We start from the raw sequence: 17,399 nt of genomic DNA on the forward strand, positions 1-17,399 counted from the left end.
ATTTTCCTGATTAAGAACTAGCTTTTGCTTTTTCTTGTGCCTTGAATCGAGCAAAGGCTGCAACACCTTCAGCCATACGTTTTTCCCAAGCATCTTGAGAGTTAATATCAGGCAAACGGCCTCGCTCTTTTTTAAACTGCACAGCTCGGATTGCCAATTCTTTTGCCTCTTCAGGGCTTAGGTTGATACGTTTAGCTGAAATATGCGCTTGGACTTGTCTTAAGATCGCTTCATCCATGGCTTTAGAAAGTACGGCATAAGCTGATTCAAATGGATTAATGTGATCAATCAAATCAATATCCAAATCACGTACATTCATAAAGCGTTTAACACCCTGAATAAACGCTATATTAGATTCAGGTTTATCATCTGGATTTCCAGCTCCGCCAGGGCCAGCTGTTGTACCTCCAAGCGTTTGTTGAGCTTGTTCAAGTTCTTTTTTCGCTTGTTGAATCAAGTTGAATGCTGCAATTGCATGCTGTCTTACTGCTTCTTGATCTTCAGGCTCTAATTCTGGATATTTTTCCTGAACAATTTTGCCCAGTGCTAACTGCGTTAATTCTTCAGGTACGATATTTTCTTGGTCAAAGAGACCACGTTCAATAGCAGATTTATTTTGAACAAAAGCCGTAATAATTTCGTTTAAGTCTTCTTTGCAAATACGATTGGCTTCTTCAGATTCTGGTTTTTTTAAACCCTTGATCTCGACATGGACTTGTCCTGTCTTACCATTAATACCAACGTTTGTTTTACCTTTCTGATAACCATCTTCACCATAATCAAAGCCATCTAATGCACCCTGATCTTTAGGTGTAAATTCAAAGCGAGGGGCTAATACTTGCTCCATCAACAGGCTGGCAGCAATGGCTTTCAGCATATCATTGACAGCTTCCACAACGAGTTTTTCAGAAGCGTCTGGTTCAGCAATTAAGTTGGTAAATTTCGCACGGTGCTTACCTTCAGCATCTCGAGTTGCACGACCAATAATCTGAACGATCTCGGTTAAGCTACTACGATAACCAATAGTTAAGGCATGCTCACACCAAATCCAGTCAAAGCCCTCTTTGGCCATACCTAATGCAATGATGATATCAACATGATCACGGTTAAATCGTTGTGTGGGATCTTTCAGTGCTGTCAGTACTTTAGAGCGTTTTGCAGCATCACTATCATCCACAAGGTCAGCAACTTTTAAAATGCGCTTATTGCCCATCTCTGTCGTGAATTCAATTAAATGGAAACCTGTTTCTTCATCTACCCCTTTCCAAGTCCCCATTGCATCCATAATGTGTTCAACTTCGAGGTGCTTCCCAATTTTAGTACTTTCACGAGAATTCACATTGGGAATATGAATAATGGTCTTAAGCGTAGGATCTAAGACTTTCATAACAGCATCAGTGTATTTCCCTGTATAGAAAAAATATCCAATATCTAATGCTTTTAAATAGGTATAGCCATTCAGCTGTTCGTAATAAGTATAAGTAACAGTCTCGAACTTATTCTCATCCGTTGGTGATAAAACTGCTTCAGAATCCCCACGGAAGTATGAGCCCGTCATCGCTACGATATGCGCTTTGTCTCGTTCCATAAACTGGCTGAGTTGTGCACCCAATTTATTGTCTGGATTACTACTCACATGATGGAATTCATCAATCGCAATCAGCCGATTATCAAATGCATCCACACCAAGCTCTTCAACAGCAAAACGGAAGGTTGCATGCGTGCACACTAATACTTTGTCTTCACCCGCTAAGAATTCAGCTACTGCTTTTACTTTAGACTTTGCAACTTTTTCATCATCAGCATTGGGTGCATTACATAGGTTCCAATGCGGTTGTACTTTCCAGTCTGCCCAGAAACCATGCTTTGTTAATTCTTCGTCTGCAAAGCTGCTGCCGATAGAACGTTCAGGCACCACAATAAGTGCTTGCTGAATCCCTTGATTGGCTAATTTATCTAAAGCAATAAACATTAATGCACGTGATTTACCTGACGCTGGTGGTGATTTAATTAGTAGGTATTGTTCACCACGTTTATCATAAGCACGTTCCTGCATTGGACGCATGCCGAGTTCATTGGCTTTATTTGATGCTCCTGTACAAGCCGTTTTAATAGAAACAGCAGGGACAGTTCGTTGATTGGTTGGATTTTCTGAAGTTGTCATGCTTTTTTGTTCCCAGCTTGTTTTGAAGTCATTTCTGTATACATTGAAAATAGTTTTTCTAGGCGCTCTGTGTCATTTTTAAAGCGACGACCAATATAGATGCGTTCTAGCACCTCATCATTTTCTTCATGTGCTTGGCGTAGGTTCTCTGGCATTTTTTCTGGATCATAAAGATCTGCAATCGTTGCAGGGAAATGCGCTTCACGAGCCAATAAAATATTTTCTGCACAGCGTGTTAAATCTGCTTTATTTTTTTCTGTAAGACTTGGAACGGGAAACGTATTCCAACCCAATGTAGGCGTGAATCTAAAATCCGTACGCATACGGATACAAACAGTGCCCACCCATACTTGCATAAGTTTTGAAGCAGTTATAGATAAATTCCACAAGGGGGCATCATAGGCAGCACAAGCAGTGTTCAAAACAATTTCATTATTTCTAATTAAACCTACTGGCAAATAATCTCTATTTTCAGAAGAAGTTACTGGAGCAATAATTGTATGTGTTTTAGCAGTATACATTTCTCTAAATTGGTGAGATTTATTCGCCATCTCATTTGCACTTATGTCTGGGCTAGCTAAGCGCATTTGCTTAACTTTTTCAACTCTTTCACGAATAGTAGCTATTTGTAGAGCTTCATTTAGATTGTCATCTTCAATCCATAGACAATATCGTTGTAATCCTCTAATAAACTCAGCAGACCCATAAACTTTTCTAACAAATTTCAACTTTTGATTATCTGTTAAATTTAATTGATTTACTTCATCTGCAGTAAGCAAAAGATTTCCACCATCAACGGGTTTATTTCCAGATGACATAACTGTTAGTGAAGAAATAGGCTTTGACTGTTTTCTAACAATAATATTTTCACCTCCTACTAGATAGGCATTAATATTACTGACTTTTTTCTCAAGTAACTTATCATCCTTATTAGCACTATATAATAATTTTGGATTATTATTACTCTTACCTAAACTTACAATTATTACAGTAACGCCAGCATTATGAGAGGCTAAATTTGCCCATGAGAAACTTGTATATGCAAAATTAATATTAATATTTTTTTCAAAAATTAAGGGCCATAAGATACCGACTTGTTGTCCTTGGCAAATAGAGTTGGTTGAAACTAAAGCCGATTTAGATTTGTGATCTACGGAGTGATATAAAGCAGCCTTGATAAACCACCCTGCCACATAATCTAGTAGCTTCCAATTTTTAGTGCTACTTTTAAATAGCTTCTCGAGATCATCTTTTTGCTCTTGATTCTGCCAAGTGGAACCTAAATAAGGAGGATTACCACAAATATAGGTTTCTCCACCTTCATTCTCAAAATCAATTTCGGTCTGCTCTAATGGAGTTTGAAATAAATCATCAGCAACAACTTTAACTGCATTACCTGTCGGTGGACAAATGCTTAACCAATCCAAACGTAAAGCATTACCACAAATAATCCAGTTCTCTTTTGACAAGGGCAATACTGTTTGAAGTGCTTCAATTTGACCACAGTACTGAACATTCGATTGGTATTCAGCAATCACCAATGCTAAACGTGCAATCTCAGCAGGAAAACTATTGATCTCAATACCACGGAAATTCGTTAATGGAATATCAGTCGCACGTCCACCTTCATTGCGAAGCTCATTAATTTGAGCCTCAATTTTACGTAGCTCTTTGTACGCAATAACAAGGAAATTTCCCGAGCCACATGCAGGATCAAAAACACGAATACGTGCAATACGTTTACGTAAATTGAGCAGTTTTAAAGGACTTTCCTTTGATGCTTCTAATTGTTCATTTAAATCATCTAAAAATAAAGGATTTAAAACCTTTAAGATGTTTGGCACACTGGTGTAATGCATGCCCAAAGAACCACGCTCGTCATCATTGGTAACAGCCTGAATCATTGAACCAAAAATATCGGGATTAATCTTTTGCCAATTCAACTCACCAGCATGTAGTAAATAAGTACGGGCAATCTTCGAAAATTTAGGAACCTCAGTACTACCAGAGAATAAACCGCCATTTACATACGGGAATTTTTTCGCCCATACAGGTAATTTAGTAGTATCACGCGCTGAATGATCTACATTCATTGCATGAAACAGAGTGCTGATGACTTCATGGGTATTACTTGAATCACGCTCTGACATTTGCTCAATGGTTTGCGTGAAAATACCACTCGGTTGGAAAATTTCTGTGTCTTCTGCAAAGAAACAAAAAATCAAACGAGCCATGAAATGATTCATGTCTTGGCGACGTTCTTCAGTGGCCCAATCTGGATTCTCTTTTAAAAGCTCAATGTAGAGTTTATTGAGACGACCCGTTGCACGTACATCAATCGGGTTATCTTTAATCTCCCGAATTGTAGAAATACCTGCCAAAGGTAAAAAGAAGCCAAAATGATCTGCGAAATTATGAAAATCTGAACTAATCGTGTCGCCAGAAATTAGATCCTCAGCTTGTAAGTTGAAACCGTCTGTTGCCAGAACAAATTTTGCTTTCGCTTTTTCTGTTGCCTTACTTTCTCGTAAAGCCTTTAAGACTTCAGATACTTTGTCTTGCTCGCATACGGCAATATGAATATGGTTACGCTGTAATACACCATTTTGAATATCTGATGAGTTGCTTTGACCTGCTCGGAGTTTTTTTATTGTTGTTTCTTTATTACCAAATGCTCTTAAAAAATCAAAAGCAAACTCTTGAGCATCAAAAGGTTTTTCTGCCAGCTCGGATACGGCCGCTTCAATTTCAACTGCGTTCATGATAATACAATGTAAATAAATTCAATATGAGATGCAGTCTATCAACCATCAGTAATAAAAAAAATCACACCTTGATAAATTATCCATTCCACATTAAATAATTGTTCGCTTTGCCCTGCTCATAAGCCCATTCCGCCACCTTATGCGACCTCTCTTTATCCGTCAAAAAACCTAGTACAGATATCTGATCCACAATAATCAAATTATGTTCTTCATTCCGTTCTTGCCACTTATGCAGGAACTCATTTGATGCAAGCAAATTACTTTTCTTAGAATTACAACTTGAATCTGCTAACACAAAGTTATGCCCTGTATCAGATGGGTATATTGACCAAGGAATAAAATGATCGACTGCATAATTGCCTTTTTTCATTACCTTATTACAGTAGAAGCATTTACATTCTTGCAATTCGACCAAGATATTTGCCACAGCATTCAATTGATTTCGAGTTGGCTCAAACATAAACTGTTCAAGGTTTGGGAGTTTATTTAAGATGGGTGCATTACTACTGTTTTTTCGAATGTAATCAATCCATCGCTTTTGACATAGCTCTTCAATAATCTCGCTAAACTGGCGTAAACAAAACATGGCTTGGGGTAGTAAAGTCAGCTGTTGCTTAGATTGCTCAAATTGATATAAAAACTCGAAATTTTGCCCATTGATGTTTTGCAGATAACGTACCGGCATCTCTTTTACGGTACGAGCCACATCTTTAACCAACTTGGACCAAACAACGGAATTTCGTCTCAATAATCCAAGAGATGAATAAATCTGTCTTAGCTCAATAATTTGATTGACGATTGCTGCTTGCTTACCATTATTTTGATTTAAGATCAGTTGCCCTTCGTCATTGAAAGTATATGGCACAGCCTGTTTCCAATACAGTTCGATAAACGTCTCAGCAATGTCACTGTACTCAAGCACCAATTGCTCGCCACTATTCTCACCTTTTTCAATCGCCAATCGACTAAGGCTTATCAGCAAGGCAAACTTATAGGTACTGCTAAAGCTACCTGACTGCAAAATCAGTTGGATATTTTTAAGGAATTTAAGTTGCTCTTGAGCTGTCGGACTGCAATTAATCATTTTTCTTCCAAAGCAGGTTTAACCACTGCTCTTCTCGCTCAGGTCTTTTATCAACCGTGATCCACTGATGAACCAAACTGACATGAGAAAATTTTTCGAGTAACTCTTCCGCTTGGCATTCATTCAAATCGGTAAACTCTCGACCATCTTTCTCTCGGACTGAATCCCCATATTTAAATGACATATAGATTACGCCATGAGGCTTTAACGCTCGAAGCGTTTTTTGAAGAACTTCAGCTAATCGATTGCGCTCACAATGAAGCAGAGACGCGCATGCCCAAATACCGTCATAAACAGCCACTTCACTTAAGTCATAAAAGCTTTGGTACTTCACTTGAATACCAGTAAGTTCCGCCGCCTTTTTAACAAGTTCTTCTGAGTAGTCGATCGCATCAACGTGATAGCCTTTATTCTTAAAAGCTAAAGTATCGCGCCCTGTCCCGCAACCTACATCTAAGATTTTCGCTGATTCAGGTAAAAATACTAAAAAAGGCTGGTATAGGCTTTCCATATCAACTTCAAACGTTGAAGCTGTAAATTCTTCTGCATGCTTATTGTAGTATTCTATTGTTTTCATTACGGACACTTAGGCTAAAAGACACTTTCAGTCTACAAGAAAACAAAAAAATAAGGGAGCTAAGAGCGTCCCTTACTCTCGATTCGCCAACTTACTTTCAATCCATTGATGGATCTCATAAGCTGACCAGCCGATACGATTTTGAGTAATTTTAACTTTCTTTGGGAATGAAGGATCGTAATAAGGTGAGTTTTCATCCATCATCTCATAGATAGTAGAACGCCCCACTCCAACAAATTCCATGACTTGCTTGATACTGATCAGTTGATTCATTTGAAAAGTTTGACCTACAAATGCATTCATGATGTTTACTCCTATCTCATGATTTCGAGCAACTCGCTCATGAGATACGGCAATCTCGTAAGGTTTTACCTTGTCTGATTTAATTCAAAGCCGTCACAGATCCTTTCAATCCCTGTTGGATATCAAATGCAGTCTGAGTCTCCTCGATCTGCTGGTCTCCGACAGGCTGATAAAATTCCTCAACCACATCCAAACCTTCCTCTATGTCTACGTCCATCCTTCCATTCCCCAAACCCTTCCTTGCGGTAAAGTCTAAAGCCTCCTGATAAAACCCCGCCTGCTTACTTTGCTCATCAATTTGCTTCGCCTGAATAATCGCTTCATTTAAACTGATCCCCTCCCTTAACGTTAGATCCACGTAATACACCGGCTGACGATAACTCTGTGTCGTACTCTTGCCCCGCAATATCAATTGCAAGGGGAGGCATGACAACAAACCATTTGATGCCGCATGGTAATAACTCAACCGTGCTGCCAAAGTCCGAATACTGTTAAAGCCTGTGGTTCTAAAGATAAAAGTTCCAAATTCATCCGACTCATCTAAGTTCACATGCAAACGACCATAGGGCTTGCAGTTCCCTCCTTGAGCCAATGGACATAAATCAGGGGATGGACAGGGATGTTGCTCCACGCCTTGGTTGGTTAAACGTTGGCAGGTTTCACCATTGCCCACACAGACGGGACGACCGGTTTGACGGTCAAACAGGCTGTATTCTGCACGCAGGTTTAAGTCAGGATCATTAAAGATCATGCGAACAGGGATTGAACGTAGCTTTTGATTAGGCGTATTGGCTCGAAGCTGATCATCCAGTGGATGTTTCACCCAGCCTTCTTTGCTTTGAATCTGGGAAGTAATGGTGAATTGATCATCTTTTTCAGGCAATCGCTTGCCATTCTTTTCAACCATACGACCGATACTGATACGCCCCAATATTGGAGGGGTAATTGCTAAACCTTTAATCATATTGATATTCCTTAATGTATTACGTTACAAATTTGGGTCTATGTATGTAGGTCAGAACAAGGACCAAATAAGTTACCCAAAGAATGTAGAGCCAGATAAAGTGCTACAGAGATCGCGACCGATTTGCTCTCTACCGAAGGGTAGAGAGCGGGGAGCGATTTTTGTGAATTTTTGATTTGGTGCTGTAGATCGGGCTTAGTCGGTATAGATGTTAAATCGACGACTGCCCTGCTTTTCAAGTGGATAAAGCTCGATGAGTTCAGGCTGGTGCTGAAGCAATGTCTTGGTATTGAGGCTGATGGAGTCCTTGGCTTTCTTCCAGACTACTGAGCCATGTGCAAAGACCGCCCTTTCTTTGTCTTGCATCATCATCTGAATTTCATGTTTAAATTGGTCAAAGCGTTCCTGCTTATGCTGAATCTCTTCTTTCATTTTGATGAGCTGATCGAACATCAAATTGGCATTTTCATTTTGTGAAAGATCTTCAACACTTAGTGGGATATGCGCTGGATAGAGCTGCTGAATGGCTTTGGCTGCGGATTCACTGGCATCGACTGATGGCGGAGTATCGTTTTCTACACACTCCCAGAAATAACGTTCTGCTTTAACAATATGCTCAATCACTGATTCAGACCGTGTCACTTTGAATATCTTGGTTTCATGCCCACAGATCAGGACACAGACATGCGCTGCCTGCTTGCCTGTCACCGCCAGTTGATGTTGTACCTGACAAAGCACATATAAAGGCACACCATCACGCCACAATTTTGCTCCATGCTCACCTGCTGTTTTGCATTCCAAAATTTGGACTTCATCACTGCCGACCACGCTGTAATCCAGATTGGCTAACATAAAGTGTTTATCGGGATCAGGATGCTGAAGCACCGCATTGATCCGTCGCACCTTGTTATTGGTGTGCATGCTATAGAACTCTGCCACCAAAGGTTCCAGCTGCTTACCCCAATACAGCGGTGCTACACCTGAGCTTTCATCTTCTATGGATTGAGCCTGCCGTCCGGTTTTGATCAGCCAGAGTTCCAGCATCGACATGTAGGGATTGAGACCACAGGCAGTCGCGGCATCACTGCTACCGATACCTTGTTTACGAACTTCAAGCCAGTCCTGATATTCCATCCCTTTGGTGTTGACCAGTCGCTTGGCTGCTGTTGAGCGTTTGGTGGTGATGGTTTGATTAACTACGATCTTTGATGCTACCGTCGTAGGCTGATGGGAAATAGGTACAATTTGATTCATGGAATTATCCTTATAAATTCTGATCTCTGTAAAAGAAATGCATAAAAAAGCCATACCCGACACGAGGTCGGGTATGGCGATTTGTTTGCTGTTTTAATTGAGAGGGGTTACATGAGTGCTATGACTAGCACTTGTTTGGGGTGACTCGATTTCAACATAAGTGAATCGGTTAATTTCAGGCGATCAAGGCAAGTGCTTGCTCCAACCCTCGTTGTTTCACACTAGCACCTGCACCGAACCAAGCTGAATCAAGACGGTGATCTGTACTCATGGCACGTCGTTCATGATCCACAAATTCCGTGATCGAACAAAGTAAGCCATAAGCAGTGTCTTTGGCGGATGACAGGTCAGCACCACGTCCTTGCCCATTGAACATGTCCAAAGCTTTATTCATGGCACGACCATTTGGTTCAGGCTTTTTCTCTTGAGCTTGCTGCGCGACATTACGATAGAACTGAATGATGTTTTCTTCAGGATCGGAAATTGACATGGTGCTGTTGTTGAATACGGCATCAAAATAAGCTTTGGCTTCCTGCTGACTCACCTTACGCTGTGTGAGCTGTTTCATCTCATACATGTGCTCATCCCATGCACGAACTGAAATACCCAATTGCTGCTTCACTTTCTCTGCATCAAACTTGGTACTATGTGGAACCTTCACTACACCTGCACTACTGCTCTGTCCACGTAGAGCAATGGCTAAAGTGTTGTTACAGACCACTCGGATACTGGTGAACTGTGCTGTCGTTGCCAAAGTGCCATCACACGCAGTAGCCAACAGGATATAACCATTACTGACATCCTTAGACTTTAAAGCGGTACTTTGCCCGGTACGTGCCAAAGCCCAGAACTTCTTCCCACCTTTCAAAACCCCTGCGGTTTCTAACTCAAAGCCAGATTGCTCAGTCAGATCCCGGTAGAACTCCAGAATCTCTTTGGGTTGAACTTCCTGATAACGCTGACTGACTACAGATAAAGGTGCATGGGTATCTGAACGATACAACACTCGCTGTTCTTCAAATGGCATGATAATGCTTTGACCACGTTCATTCTGTGCCATGTAGCTGACATTCGACGATTCAATCCGCCAGTCCATTCCAGCTTGCTGTGCCCAAACTTCGAGTGGTTGGTTCGGACTGAGTTGATTACCCAGACCATGCCAAGGGGTTTCGCCAACATAGGCGATTTGTTCGATTTGATGTGCCATCGTTCTTATCTCCTATGCTGATTCAACGAAAATTCTGCTGACAGTGATTGCAGTGATAGTAGGCCAGGGTGATCGGCTTTTTAGGCTCATCAAACACGCTGCTGAATAAACCACCAATGACCGCACCTGCAAGCCCGCCAAGCAGTGGTGATACAGGTAAAGGTAAACCCTTTGATATGGATGCACCGATAGTTGCGAACGAAGCTGATGCTGCTAGACCTGTAGAATCAGATCCACTCACCTGCTGATTGACAACCTGAATGACTTGATCCGATAAGCAATAAGGACAATTTAAACTCATAATATATACCTCTAGAAATGACAAAGGCTCGCCGATTGGCAAGCCTTGCAAAGTTAAAAAACTCGTTTTCATCTAGATAATGTATATCTGAGATTATTTTCATTTAGCGTCGATCATACTGTACTCTTAACTGGCCTTTACCAAATACTCTTCGTCCTTTTGGCTTTACACGTAAGTATTGAAGGGTACGTTTGTGATGATCAGTGAGGTATTCCATTGCCTCAATGAAATTTGTCACTTGGGTTGAATCGCGACGATAAATTAAACCGATCCCCAACTCATCTCTACCTCGGAGCTCCTTTACGCGTTTGCGATTCCAACAATTATAGCCTTGACCATAATCTCGAGTAATCTCACTCCAAAGCGCGATAATTTTATTCCCCCAATATGCTGCGCTTCCATCACGAAAGGCAGTATCATAAATGATTGCTAAATGGCAATGAAAACCTTTACTTTTACCACCTTGCTCTACTCCCCATATATATCCGATCACATGTTTAAATATGCCATCTTTATTTTGGATACGATTAAGCAGTATATCTAAGTCCTTATAAATATCTTCAACTCTGATTCGATTAGAATATTCTTGCAAATAACCCAAGTCTACACGAGCAACGGCTTTGTTGCATAAACATTCAAAAGCTGAGTTCTCCCCAATCCATTCAAATTTAAGACACAACTTGGGTGCGAGGTCTACCTAATTCCGTAAATCTATTCAGAACTGCCACACGCGCATGAATTTCATTGACCTGACTTTGAAAATGTCTTGCCGTCAGCCTATCACCTAATAATTTGATGCAATGCATCTTGGTTTCCACCAAACTACGACGGTGATAACCCGACCATTTTTTCCATAGGGTTCTACCTAAATGTTTAACCGTTTGAAGTAACTCATTTCGTTCTATTGAACTTATTTTAGAATCTTTCCAGGGCTTGGCATTCTTTCTGGGTGGAATTACTGCATGTGCTTGACGATCTGAAATCACTTTTCTGCAGCACTTCGTGTCGTACGCGCCATCGGTATAGACAGAATCTATTCGCTCATCTAGTGGAATTTGATCCAGTAAATCACCTAGTACTTGTGAATCACTGACATTATTTGTAGTAAGCTGAACGGCACGTATTTGCAGTGTTTCAGCATCTATACCAATATGCAGTTTACGCCATTGCCGACGGTATTCAGGCTGATGTTTTTTACGCTTCCATTCGCCTTCACCTAAAAACTTTAAACCCGTAGAGTCGACAAGTAGGTGTAACCCATCATGACTTTTCTGATAGCTTATCGCAATATCAATATGCTTTTGTCGTCTACAAAGGGTGGAGTAATCTGGTGCTGTCCAATTCAAGCCACAGAGTTTAATCAGGCTTTGAACAAAGCCAGTAACCATACGTAAAGAAAGACGGAATAGAGATTTGATCATTAAACAGCATTGAATCGCTGTATCGGAATAAGTTTGATTTCGTCCTTGCTTGCCTTGTGGTTGTGCATACCATTGCGTCTTAGGATCAAACCAGATTGAAATATTTCCTCGCTTGATTAAAGCTTGGTTATACGAGGACCAATTGGTTGTACGATAGATTTTAGGTGTAGGCTTCTTCATCTGGAAATTATATTACTGAAGAAGCCTTCAAGAATAGCTTTGTGCAACAAAGCCACGAGCAACTAATATTCGACTGCATTTATTAAGTATTGACCTACAATATTCCTGCACTTCAATTTTATTTTCATCTTTCTGTTTTTCGATAATTTCATAATCTCTTTCGAAACTCTTAGATAACTTCAAAAAGTCCGATCTCAACGCTCTATACCCAATCATTTCCAATTCATCTTTAAGATCAAAATAATCGGAGTCTATTCTCTGTAAGTCATATCTCAGAATTACAAAGAATTGGAGATAACCTGGGTATTCATCATCAGGATTATAAATATCATCAAAGTCTAATAACAGATTGGTAAGCTGTGAATAGAATTCATCCCATTCCCTACTTCTTCTTTTTAGACATTTTAAGAAGCTCTCGATCTCAAGTGTAAGTTGTGCCTGATTAATTAAAGCTCTCATGTTTAAACCTATTTGTGTGATAGTTACATAAGAGATAGGGAATTCAGTATATATATACGTTTACTTTACAATAAAGTGTTACCTAATAAACGATTAGATTAATAACCAAAGCGTTAGGGAGTCCAAATTCCTCCTGTAGTGCAGTACCTATTCTCCACATGAAAAACTTTTCCTCCCTGCTCTATGCTTAAATTCATGTAGGATCGAGTCTCAAAAAAGCTAGAGTTAAGCTAAAACCTAATTAATAGCTAATAAAAATGTCCATAAGCTAATATTTTTAAGCATTCAAGGTGACTTCAGTATTGAAAAATACTAGAGAAAATATTAGTATAAATACTACAAGAAATACTACAGGTAATTAATAAAAATGGGCTTAACTTCAGTAAATCACAATATCCGTAAAGGGCTTTTGATTGACAAACTTTTAAGAGGTTTTAAAGAGCATGAGTATGTATGGATAGCTTGGAAAGTGGCTAGCACTAATAATTACACCCCTCGTGATTTTTTCAATTTTTATAATGAAAAATATTCTTATGAATATTTATTTGATTATATAAAAACAACTTTATCTAAACTTGAAGAAGAAGAAATAAATATCTTTATTAAGAATTGTCATAAAGAACAGGAAGAATATATTTTAAATATAGATATTAATCTACACCTAAAGGATGACAGATTATGTTGGTTCTTAATTAATAGATTCACCCAAGACTACGATATACCTATTTTTATTAGAGAAAGTACATTTAAAAAATTAAAAAACTCAGAAACATCAAGTCAAATTAATAATAATATAATACACAAATCCGCCCACAACCCTAAAATACTTAGACAAAACGACAATCATAAAGTTCATAAAAACATTAATAATCCTAGAATTTTTATTTTAGCTTTGATTTATTTAAACCCCGAAATAACGCACAATATCATTCAAAAAAATTTAGACTTGGAAGAATATATTGCTGATTTTGATAAAATAATAAAAGAAAAAATAAATCTAAATAAATACATTAAGAATAAAGATTTTATAGAGTGGAGCAAAAGCTATATTGATAAAAATTTTGAATACAATGTTTTCCCTCAATTTCTTTTTGAAAAAGAAAAGTTACATGAGAATTATATCTATGCTTATTTTGACGATCTTTATATTCATAATAGAGAAAAGTATATTAATGATTTAAATAAACTTAAAAAAGCATGGCAGCAAAATGTTTTTAGATTAAAAAATAAGGATAATCTTAAAAAGAAATTTCACTTACCCTTAAGAAAAAATACAAAAGTTCGATTGAAAGAATTAGCAGAGCTTTACAATATTTCTGAATCAGAACTTCTAGAAAAATTGATTAATAAGGAATATGAAGAATATAAAGACTATAAGTAACTAGAAAGGAAAGGCTCAATACTGAGCCATCCATCCTTCTACCTGCTCCCCATACCACTGCATCAATCTCACCCGCTCATCCCAATATTGCGCTCGGTTATATGCCGAACGAATTCTATTTTGAGGCACATGAGCAAGCTGGCGTTCAATGGCATCTGGATTAAACAGATTCGATTCGTTTACGACTGTACTAAATAGCGATCTAAAACCATGTGTGGTCATCCGACCTGCATAGCCCGAACGCTTGATCACAGCCAAAATAGACTCGCTACGCATAGGTTCTTTGTTATTTAAACGATGGGGAAATAGCAGTTCCTGATTATGGGTAAGTCTCAAAGCCTGAAGCTCGGCAATCATCATGTCCGTCAACGGCACACGATGTGAAAGTCGGTTCTTCATCCGCTCTTCAGGGATATCCCACTTACGCCCCTCCAGATCAAATTCTTCCCAGCGTGCTTGTAGTAATTCACTGACCCGAACGCCTGTCAGCATAATCAGGACAATGGCATGATGTGTTTGAGCATCGGCAGGATAAGCCTTAATACGTCTAAGAAATTCAGGCATCTCAGAGGCAGAAAGCGAAGCCAGGTTTTTGACCCTTTTATTCTTGAGGGCGTAGACTAAATCACCTGCCGGATTGTCATAGCGATAGCCATGCGCAATGGCGTACTTCATGACCATGCCGCAACGAGATAAGGTCCGTTTTGCAATTTCAAGCGAGCCTCTAGCTTCAATCTTCTTAATGATCTGCAGAATCTCAGGTGCCTGAATCTGATTAATACGCTTATTAGCAAGAGCAATATAAAGCTCATCCAATGAAGCTCGAACATTACTGATGTGTTTGGATGACCAGGTTTCTTTTTGATTATTAAACCAATCTTCTGCAACTTCTTCGAAATAGGGCTTTAAGTCTTCATGCAATACTGAACGTGAGTATCGATGCTTAAGCTCATATGCAAGCTCCCTTGCCTTTTTTAAGCTTAAATCTGGATATGGGCCAAGCGATTCAGACTTACGTTCACCATGGACAGTGACGCGTACATTCCAATATTTTTGACCTTTGGTGGTAATGATGAGGGATAAACCATGTAAATCCGAAAGACGATACTGTTTATCTTTCGGCTGTGCTTTTCTGCATTCAGTATCTGTAAGTGGCATGTCGATTACCCATAATTGATGTATTAATTTCTGGGTAAATTTTCCCAATATTTACCCGCAAAGAGCAAATATGGGGTCAAATAGGATCAGACAATATCGGACAAACAGGCATAAAAAAAAGCCTTTAAACATTGAGTTTAAAGGCTTTTTTAGATTCCGATGGATTACTTCGGAAAGAATTTTGGTGGAGGTGGCGGGAGTCGAACCCGCGTCCGCCAGCACTACACTCGAGAATACTACATGCTTAGATATCGTCTACTTTTTTAACTCTTTGTGACCCGACGAACAGGGTACAAATCGCGATCCTCTTAATTTAGTACAAAACCCCGAGGCTTGGTTTTATACGGACTTGTGTGCGTGCGCTTCAGTCGGACTCCCTAACCACAAGTATTCAGAGAGGCGGACAAGCTGCCCTTAGGCAGCTAGAGCGTATGATTCGTCGTTTGCGACTAAAAAATGCAAATTTGATTTACGAGAGAAAATGCGCTCTCGGCATGCATCTATGAGTTTCATCACCAGCGTCGAAGCCAGAGACACCCCCAAGTTACGTTCCTATCTTAGCATACTTTTACTGATTTACCATGCTGTAATTCATTAAAATCAAGAGCGAGATAGGTTTAATACTATAATTGCGGTAGTATTTTATTTTTCAAGTTCTTCTTATAAAAACATGAGTTATTTATTAGCACTCGATCAGGGAACAACTTCCAGCCGGGCAATTGTTTTTGATGAATCAGGCCGCATTCATGCCACTGCACAGCGTGAAATTCATATACAGACTCCTCATTCCGGTTGGGTGGAACAGGATGCACAGGAAATCTGGACTACACAAATTGCCGTAGTTCAGCAGGCACTCGCCTCAGCAAATTTGCTGGCGAAGGATATTAAAGCCTTAGGTTTAACCAACCAACGTGAAACTACGGTCGTATGGGATAAACGTACTGGTCAGGCACTTACTTCTGCCATTGTATGGCAGGACCGTCGTGCATCCGACTGGTGTAATCAGATGATTGAACAGGGCCACATGCAGTTAATCCAGGAAAAAACCGGACTGCGAATTGATCCTTATTTCAGTGCAAGCAAATTGGTCTGGTTACTCGAACATGTCGAGGGACTGCGTACACTGGCTGATCAGGGACATTTAGCGTTTGGAACAATTGACAGCTGGTTAATCTGGAATCTGACACAAGGTGCTGAACATGTCATCGAAGCGAGTAATGCTTCACGAACCATGCTCATGAATCTGCAAACCCAAAGTTGGGATGAAGAGCTTTTAGAGCTGTTTAATATTCCATGTTCCGTATTACCTAAAATTATCTCGTCTGACTGCTATGTTGCAGATACCGCCAGTGGACTTTTGGGCTCAACCATTCCAATTATGGGAGTTTTAGGTGATCAACAGGCTGCACTATTTGGCCAATCCTGCTTTGAGGCAGGTACAGCCAAGAATACCTATGGTACAGGCTGTTTCATGTTATTTAATACAGGCACTGACATCCAGTTCAGTCAGAACAAGCTGCTGACCACCTTAGCCTGGCAATGCCAGTATCAAGCCCATTATGCACTCGAAGGGAGTGTCTTTATGGCGGGTGCAATTATGCAGTGGCTACGTGATGGTTTAGGGATCATTCAAAAAAGCAGTGATACTGAAAAACTGGCAGCACAGGTTAAATCCAGTGAAGGTGTAGTTTTAGTGCCTGCTTTTACCGGATTAGGCGCACCGCATTGGGATAGTGAAGCACGGGCCATGATTTGTGGTATGTCACGCGGAACTACAAAAGCGCATATTGCACGTGCTTCGCTAGAAGCAATTGCCTTTCAAGTTTCTGATGTATTATCTGCAATGCAGGCTGATCTGGATCAGCCCTTAAAAGAACTGCGTGTAGATGGTGGAGCCAGTTGCAATGATATGATGATGCAGTTTCAGGCAGATTTGCTGAATGTGCCAGTGTTACGGCCTAAACTACAGGAATCGACGGCATGGGGCGCCGCAGCCATGGCGGGGCTAAAAGCTGGAGTATTTAATAGTCTGGATGATCTTTCAGCTTCCTGGCAACTGGAGCGAGAATTTATACCGCAAATGTCAGAAGATGAGCGTCAGCAACATTTAGCGCGCTGGAAAGATGCCCTACAGCGGGTACGGTCCGACCTAAGCTAATTCAACAAGAGTAAATAATAAAA

At 40.0% G+C, this 17,399-nt stretch carries 14 protein-coding genes, 1 other RNA gene and 1 pseudogene; 2 read left to right on the forward strand and 14 right to left on the reverse strand.

The window, feature by feature from the left end; all coding sequences use genetic code 11:
• Window positions 1-10 precede the first annotated feature (10 nt).
• From ACRAD_RS10900 to ACRAD_RS10960, 12 genes and pseudogenes are all read right to left on the reverse strand, one after another.
• The gene (locus ACRAD_RS10900) at window positions 11-2,164 is read right to left on the reverse strand and encodes a DEAD/DEAH box helicase (RefSeq protein WP_005027425.1); all 2,154 of its coding nucleotides are present in this window, start codon (window positions 2,162-2,164) and stop codon (window positions 11-13) included.
• Entirely contained in the window at window positions 2,161-4,926 is a 2,766-nt protein-coding gene (locus tag ACRAD_RS10905; RefSeq protein ID WP_005027427.1) for a class I SAM-dependent DNA methyltransferase, read from the reverse strand. The genes ACRAD_RS10900 and ACRAD_RS10905 overlap by 4 nt, the downstream gene beginning before the upstream one ends.
• A 79-nt stretch (window positions 4,927-5,005) precedes the next feature.
• Window positions 5,006-6,013 (reverse strand): HNH endonuclease, encoded by a 1,008-nt coding sequence (locus ACRAD_RS10910; protein WP_005027429.1) that lies wholly within the window; start codon window positions 6,011-6,013, stop codon window positions 5,006-5,008.
• Window positions 6,006-6,590: a class I SAM-dependent methyltransferase gene (locus tag ACRAD_RS10915; protein WP_005027431.1), complete on the reverse strand. Its 585-nt coding sequence runs from the start codon at window positions 6,588-6,590 to the stop codon at window positions 6,006-6,008. Before ACRAD_RS10915 ends, ACRAD_RS10910 begins: the two co-directional genes overlap by 8 nt.
• Window positions 6,591-6,662: 72 nt before the next feature.
• On the reverse strand, window positions 6,663-6,893 hold the full coding sequence (locus ACRAD_RS10920; protein ID WP_005027433.1) for a helix-turn-helix transcriptional regulator: 231 nt from the start codon (window positions 6,891-6,893) through the stop codon (window positions 6,663-6,665).
• A 79-nt stretch (window positions 6,894-6,972) separates the two neighbouring features.
• On the reverse strand, window positions 6,973-7,857 hold the full coding sequence (locus tag ACRAD_RS10925; RefSeq protein WP_005027435.1) for a recombination directionality factor: 885 nt from the start codon (window positions 7,855-7,857) through the stop codon (window positions 6,973-6,975).
• A 195-nt stretch (window positions 7,858-8,052) separates the two neighbouring features.
• Window positions 8,053-9,111 (reverse strand): YqaJ viral recombinase family nuclease, encoded by a 1,059-nt coding sequence (locus ACRAD_RS10935; protein WP_005027438.1) that lies wholly within the window; start codon window positions 9,109-9,111, stop codon window positions 8,053-8,055.
• 175 nt (window positions 9,112-9,286) lie between these two features.
• A complete protein-coding gene (locus ACRAD_RS10940) occupies window positions 9,287-10,318 on the reverse strand; it encodes a DUF932 domain-containing protein (RefSeq protein WP_005027439.1) in 1,032 nt (343 codons plus the stop codon).
• Window positions 10,319-10,340: 22 nt separating this feature from the next.
• Window positions 10,341-10,619, reverse strand: a complete 279-nt coding sequence (locus ACRAD_RS10945; protein ID WP_005027442.1) for a hypothetical protein — start codon at window positions 10,617-10,619, stop codon at window positions 10,341-10,343.
• A 103-nt stretch (window positions 10,620-10,722) separates the two neighbouring features.
• Window positions 10,723-11,235 (reverse strand): annotated as a pseudogene (locus ACRAD_RS10950) (inovirus-type Gp2 protein); the annotation flags it as partial.
• Between the two features lie 52 nt (window positions 11,236-11,287).
• Window positions 11,288-12,220 (reverse strand): IS5-like element ISAha3 family transposase, encoded by a 933-nt coding sequence (locus ACRAD_RS10955; RefSeq protein ID WP_004812228.1) that lies wholly within the window; start codon window positions 12,218-12,220, stop codon window positions 11,288-11,290.
• Window positions 12,221-12,247: 27 nt separating this feature from the next.
• Window positions 12,248-12,679: a hypothetical protein gene (locus tag ACRAD_RS10960; protein WP_005027448.1), complete on the reverse strand. Its 432-nt coding sequence runs from the start codon at window positions 12,677-12,679 to the stop codon at window positions 12,248-12,250.
• 367 nt (window positions 12,680-13,046) lie between these two features.
• Between ACRAD_RS10960 and ACRAD_RS10965 the strand changes: the two genes are divergently transcribed.
• A complete protein-coding gene (locus tag ACRAD_RS10965) occupies window positions 13,047-14,060 on the forward strand; it encodes a hypothetical protein (RefSeq protein WP_005027450.1) in 1,014 nt (337 codons plus the stop codon).
• A 15-nt stretch (window positions 14,061-14,075) separates the two neighbouring features.
• On the opposite strand, the gene ACRAD_RS10970 is transcribed toward ACRAD_RS10965, so the two are convergent.
• The gene (locus tag ACRAD_RS10970) at window positions 14,076-15,218 is read right to left on the reverse strand and encodes a tyrosine-type recombinase/integrase (protein WP_005027452.1); all 1,143 of its coding nucleotides are present in this window, start codon (window positions 15,216-15,218) and stop codon (window positions 14,076-14,078) included.
• Between the two features lie 182 nt (window positions 15,219-15,400).
• Window positions 15,401-15,759, reverse strand: a transfer-messenger RNA (tmRNA) gene (ssrA, locus tag ACRAD_RS10975).
• 129 nt (window positions 15,760-15,888) lie between these two features.
• Between ssrA and glpK the strand changes: the two genes are divergently transcribed.
• Window positions 15,889-17,376, forward strand: coding sequence for a glycerol kinase GlpK (gene glpK, locus ACRAD_RS10980; protein ID WP_005027454.1), 1,488 nt, complete (start codon window positions 15,889-15,891; stop codon window positions 17,374-17,376).
• Window positions 17,377-17,399: the final 23 nt, after the last annotated feature.

It is taken from the genome of Acinetobacter radioresistens DSM 6976 = NBRC 102413 = CIP 103788, assembly GCF_006757745.1.
Classification (GTDB): domain Bacteria; phylum Pseudomonadota; class Gammaproteobacteria; order Pseudomonadales; family Moraxellaceae; genus Acinetobacter; species Acinetobacter radioresistens.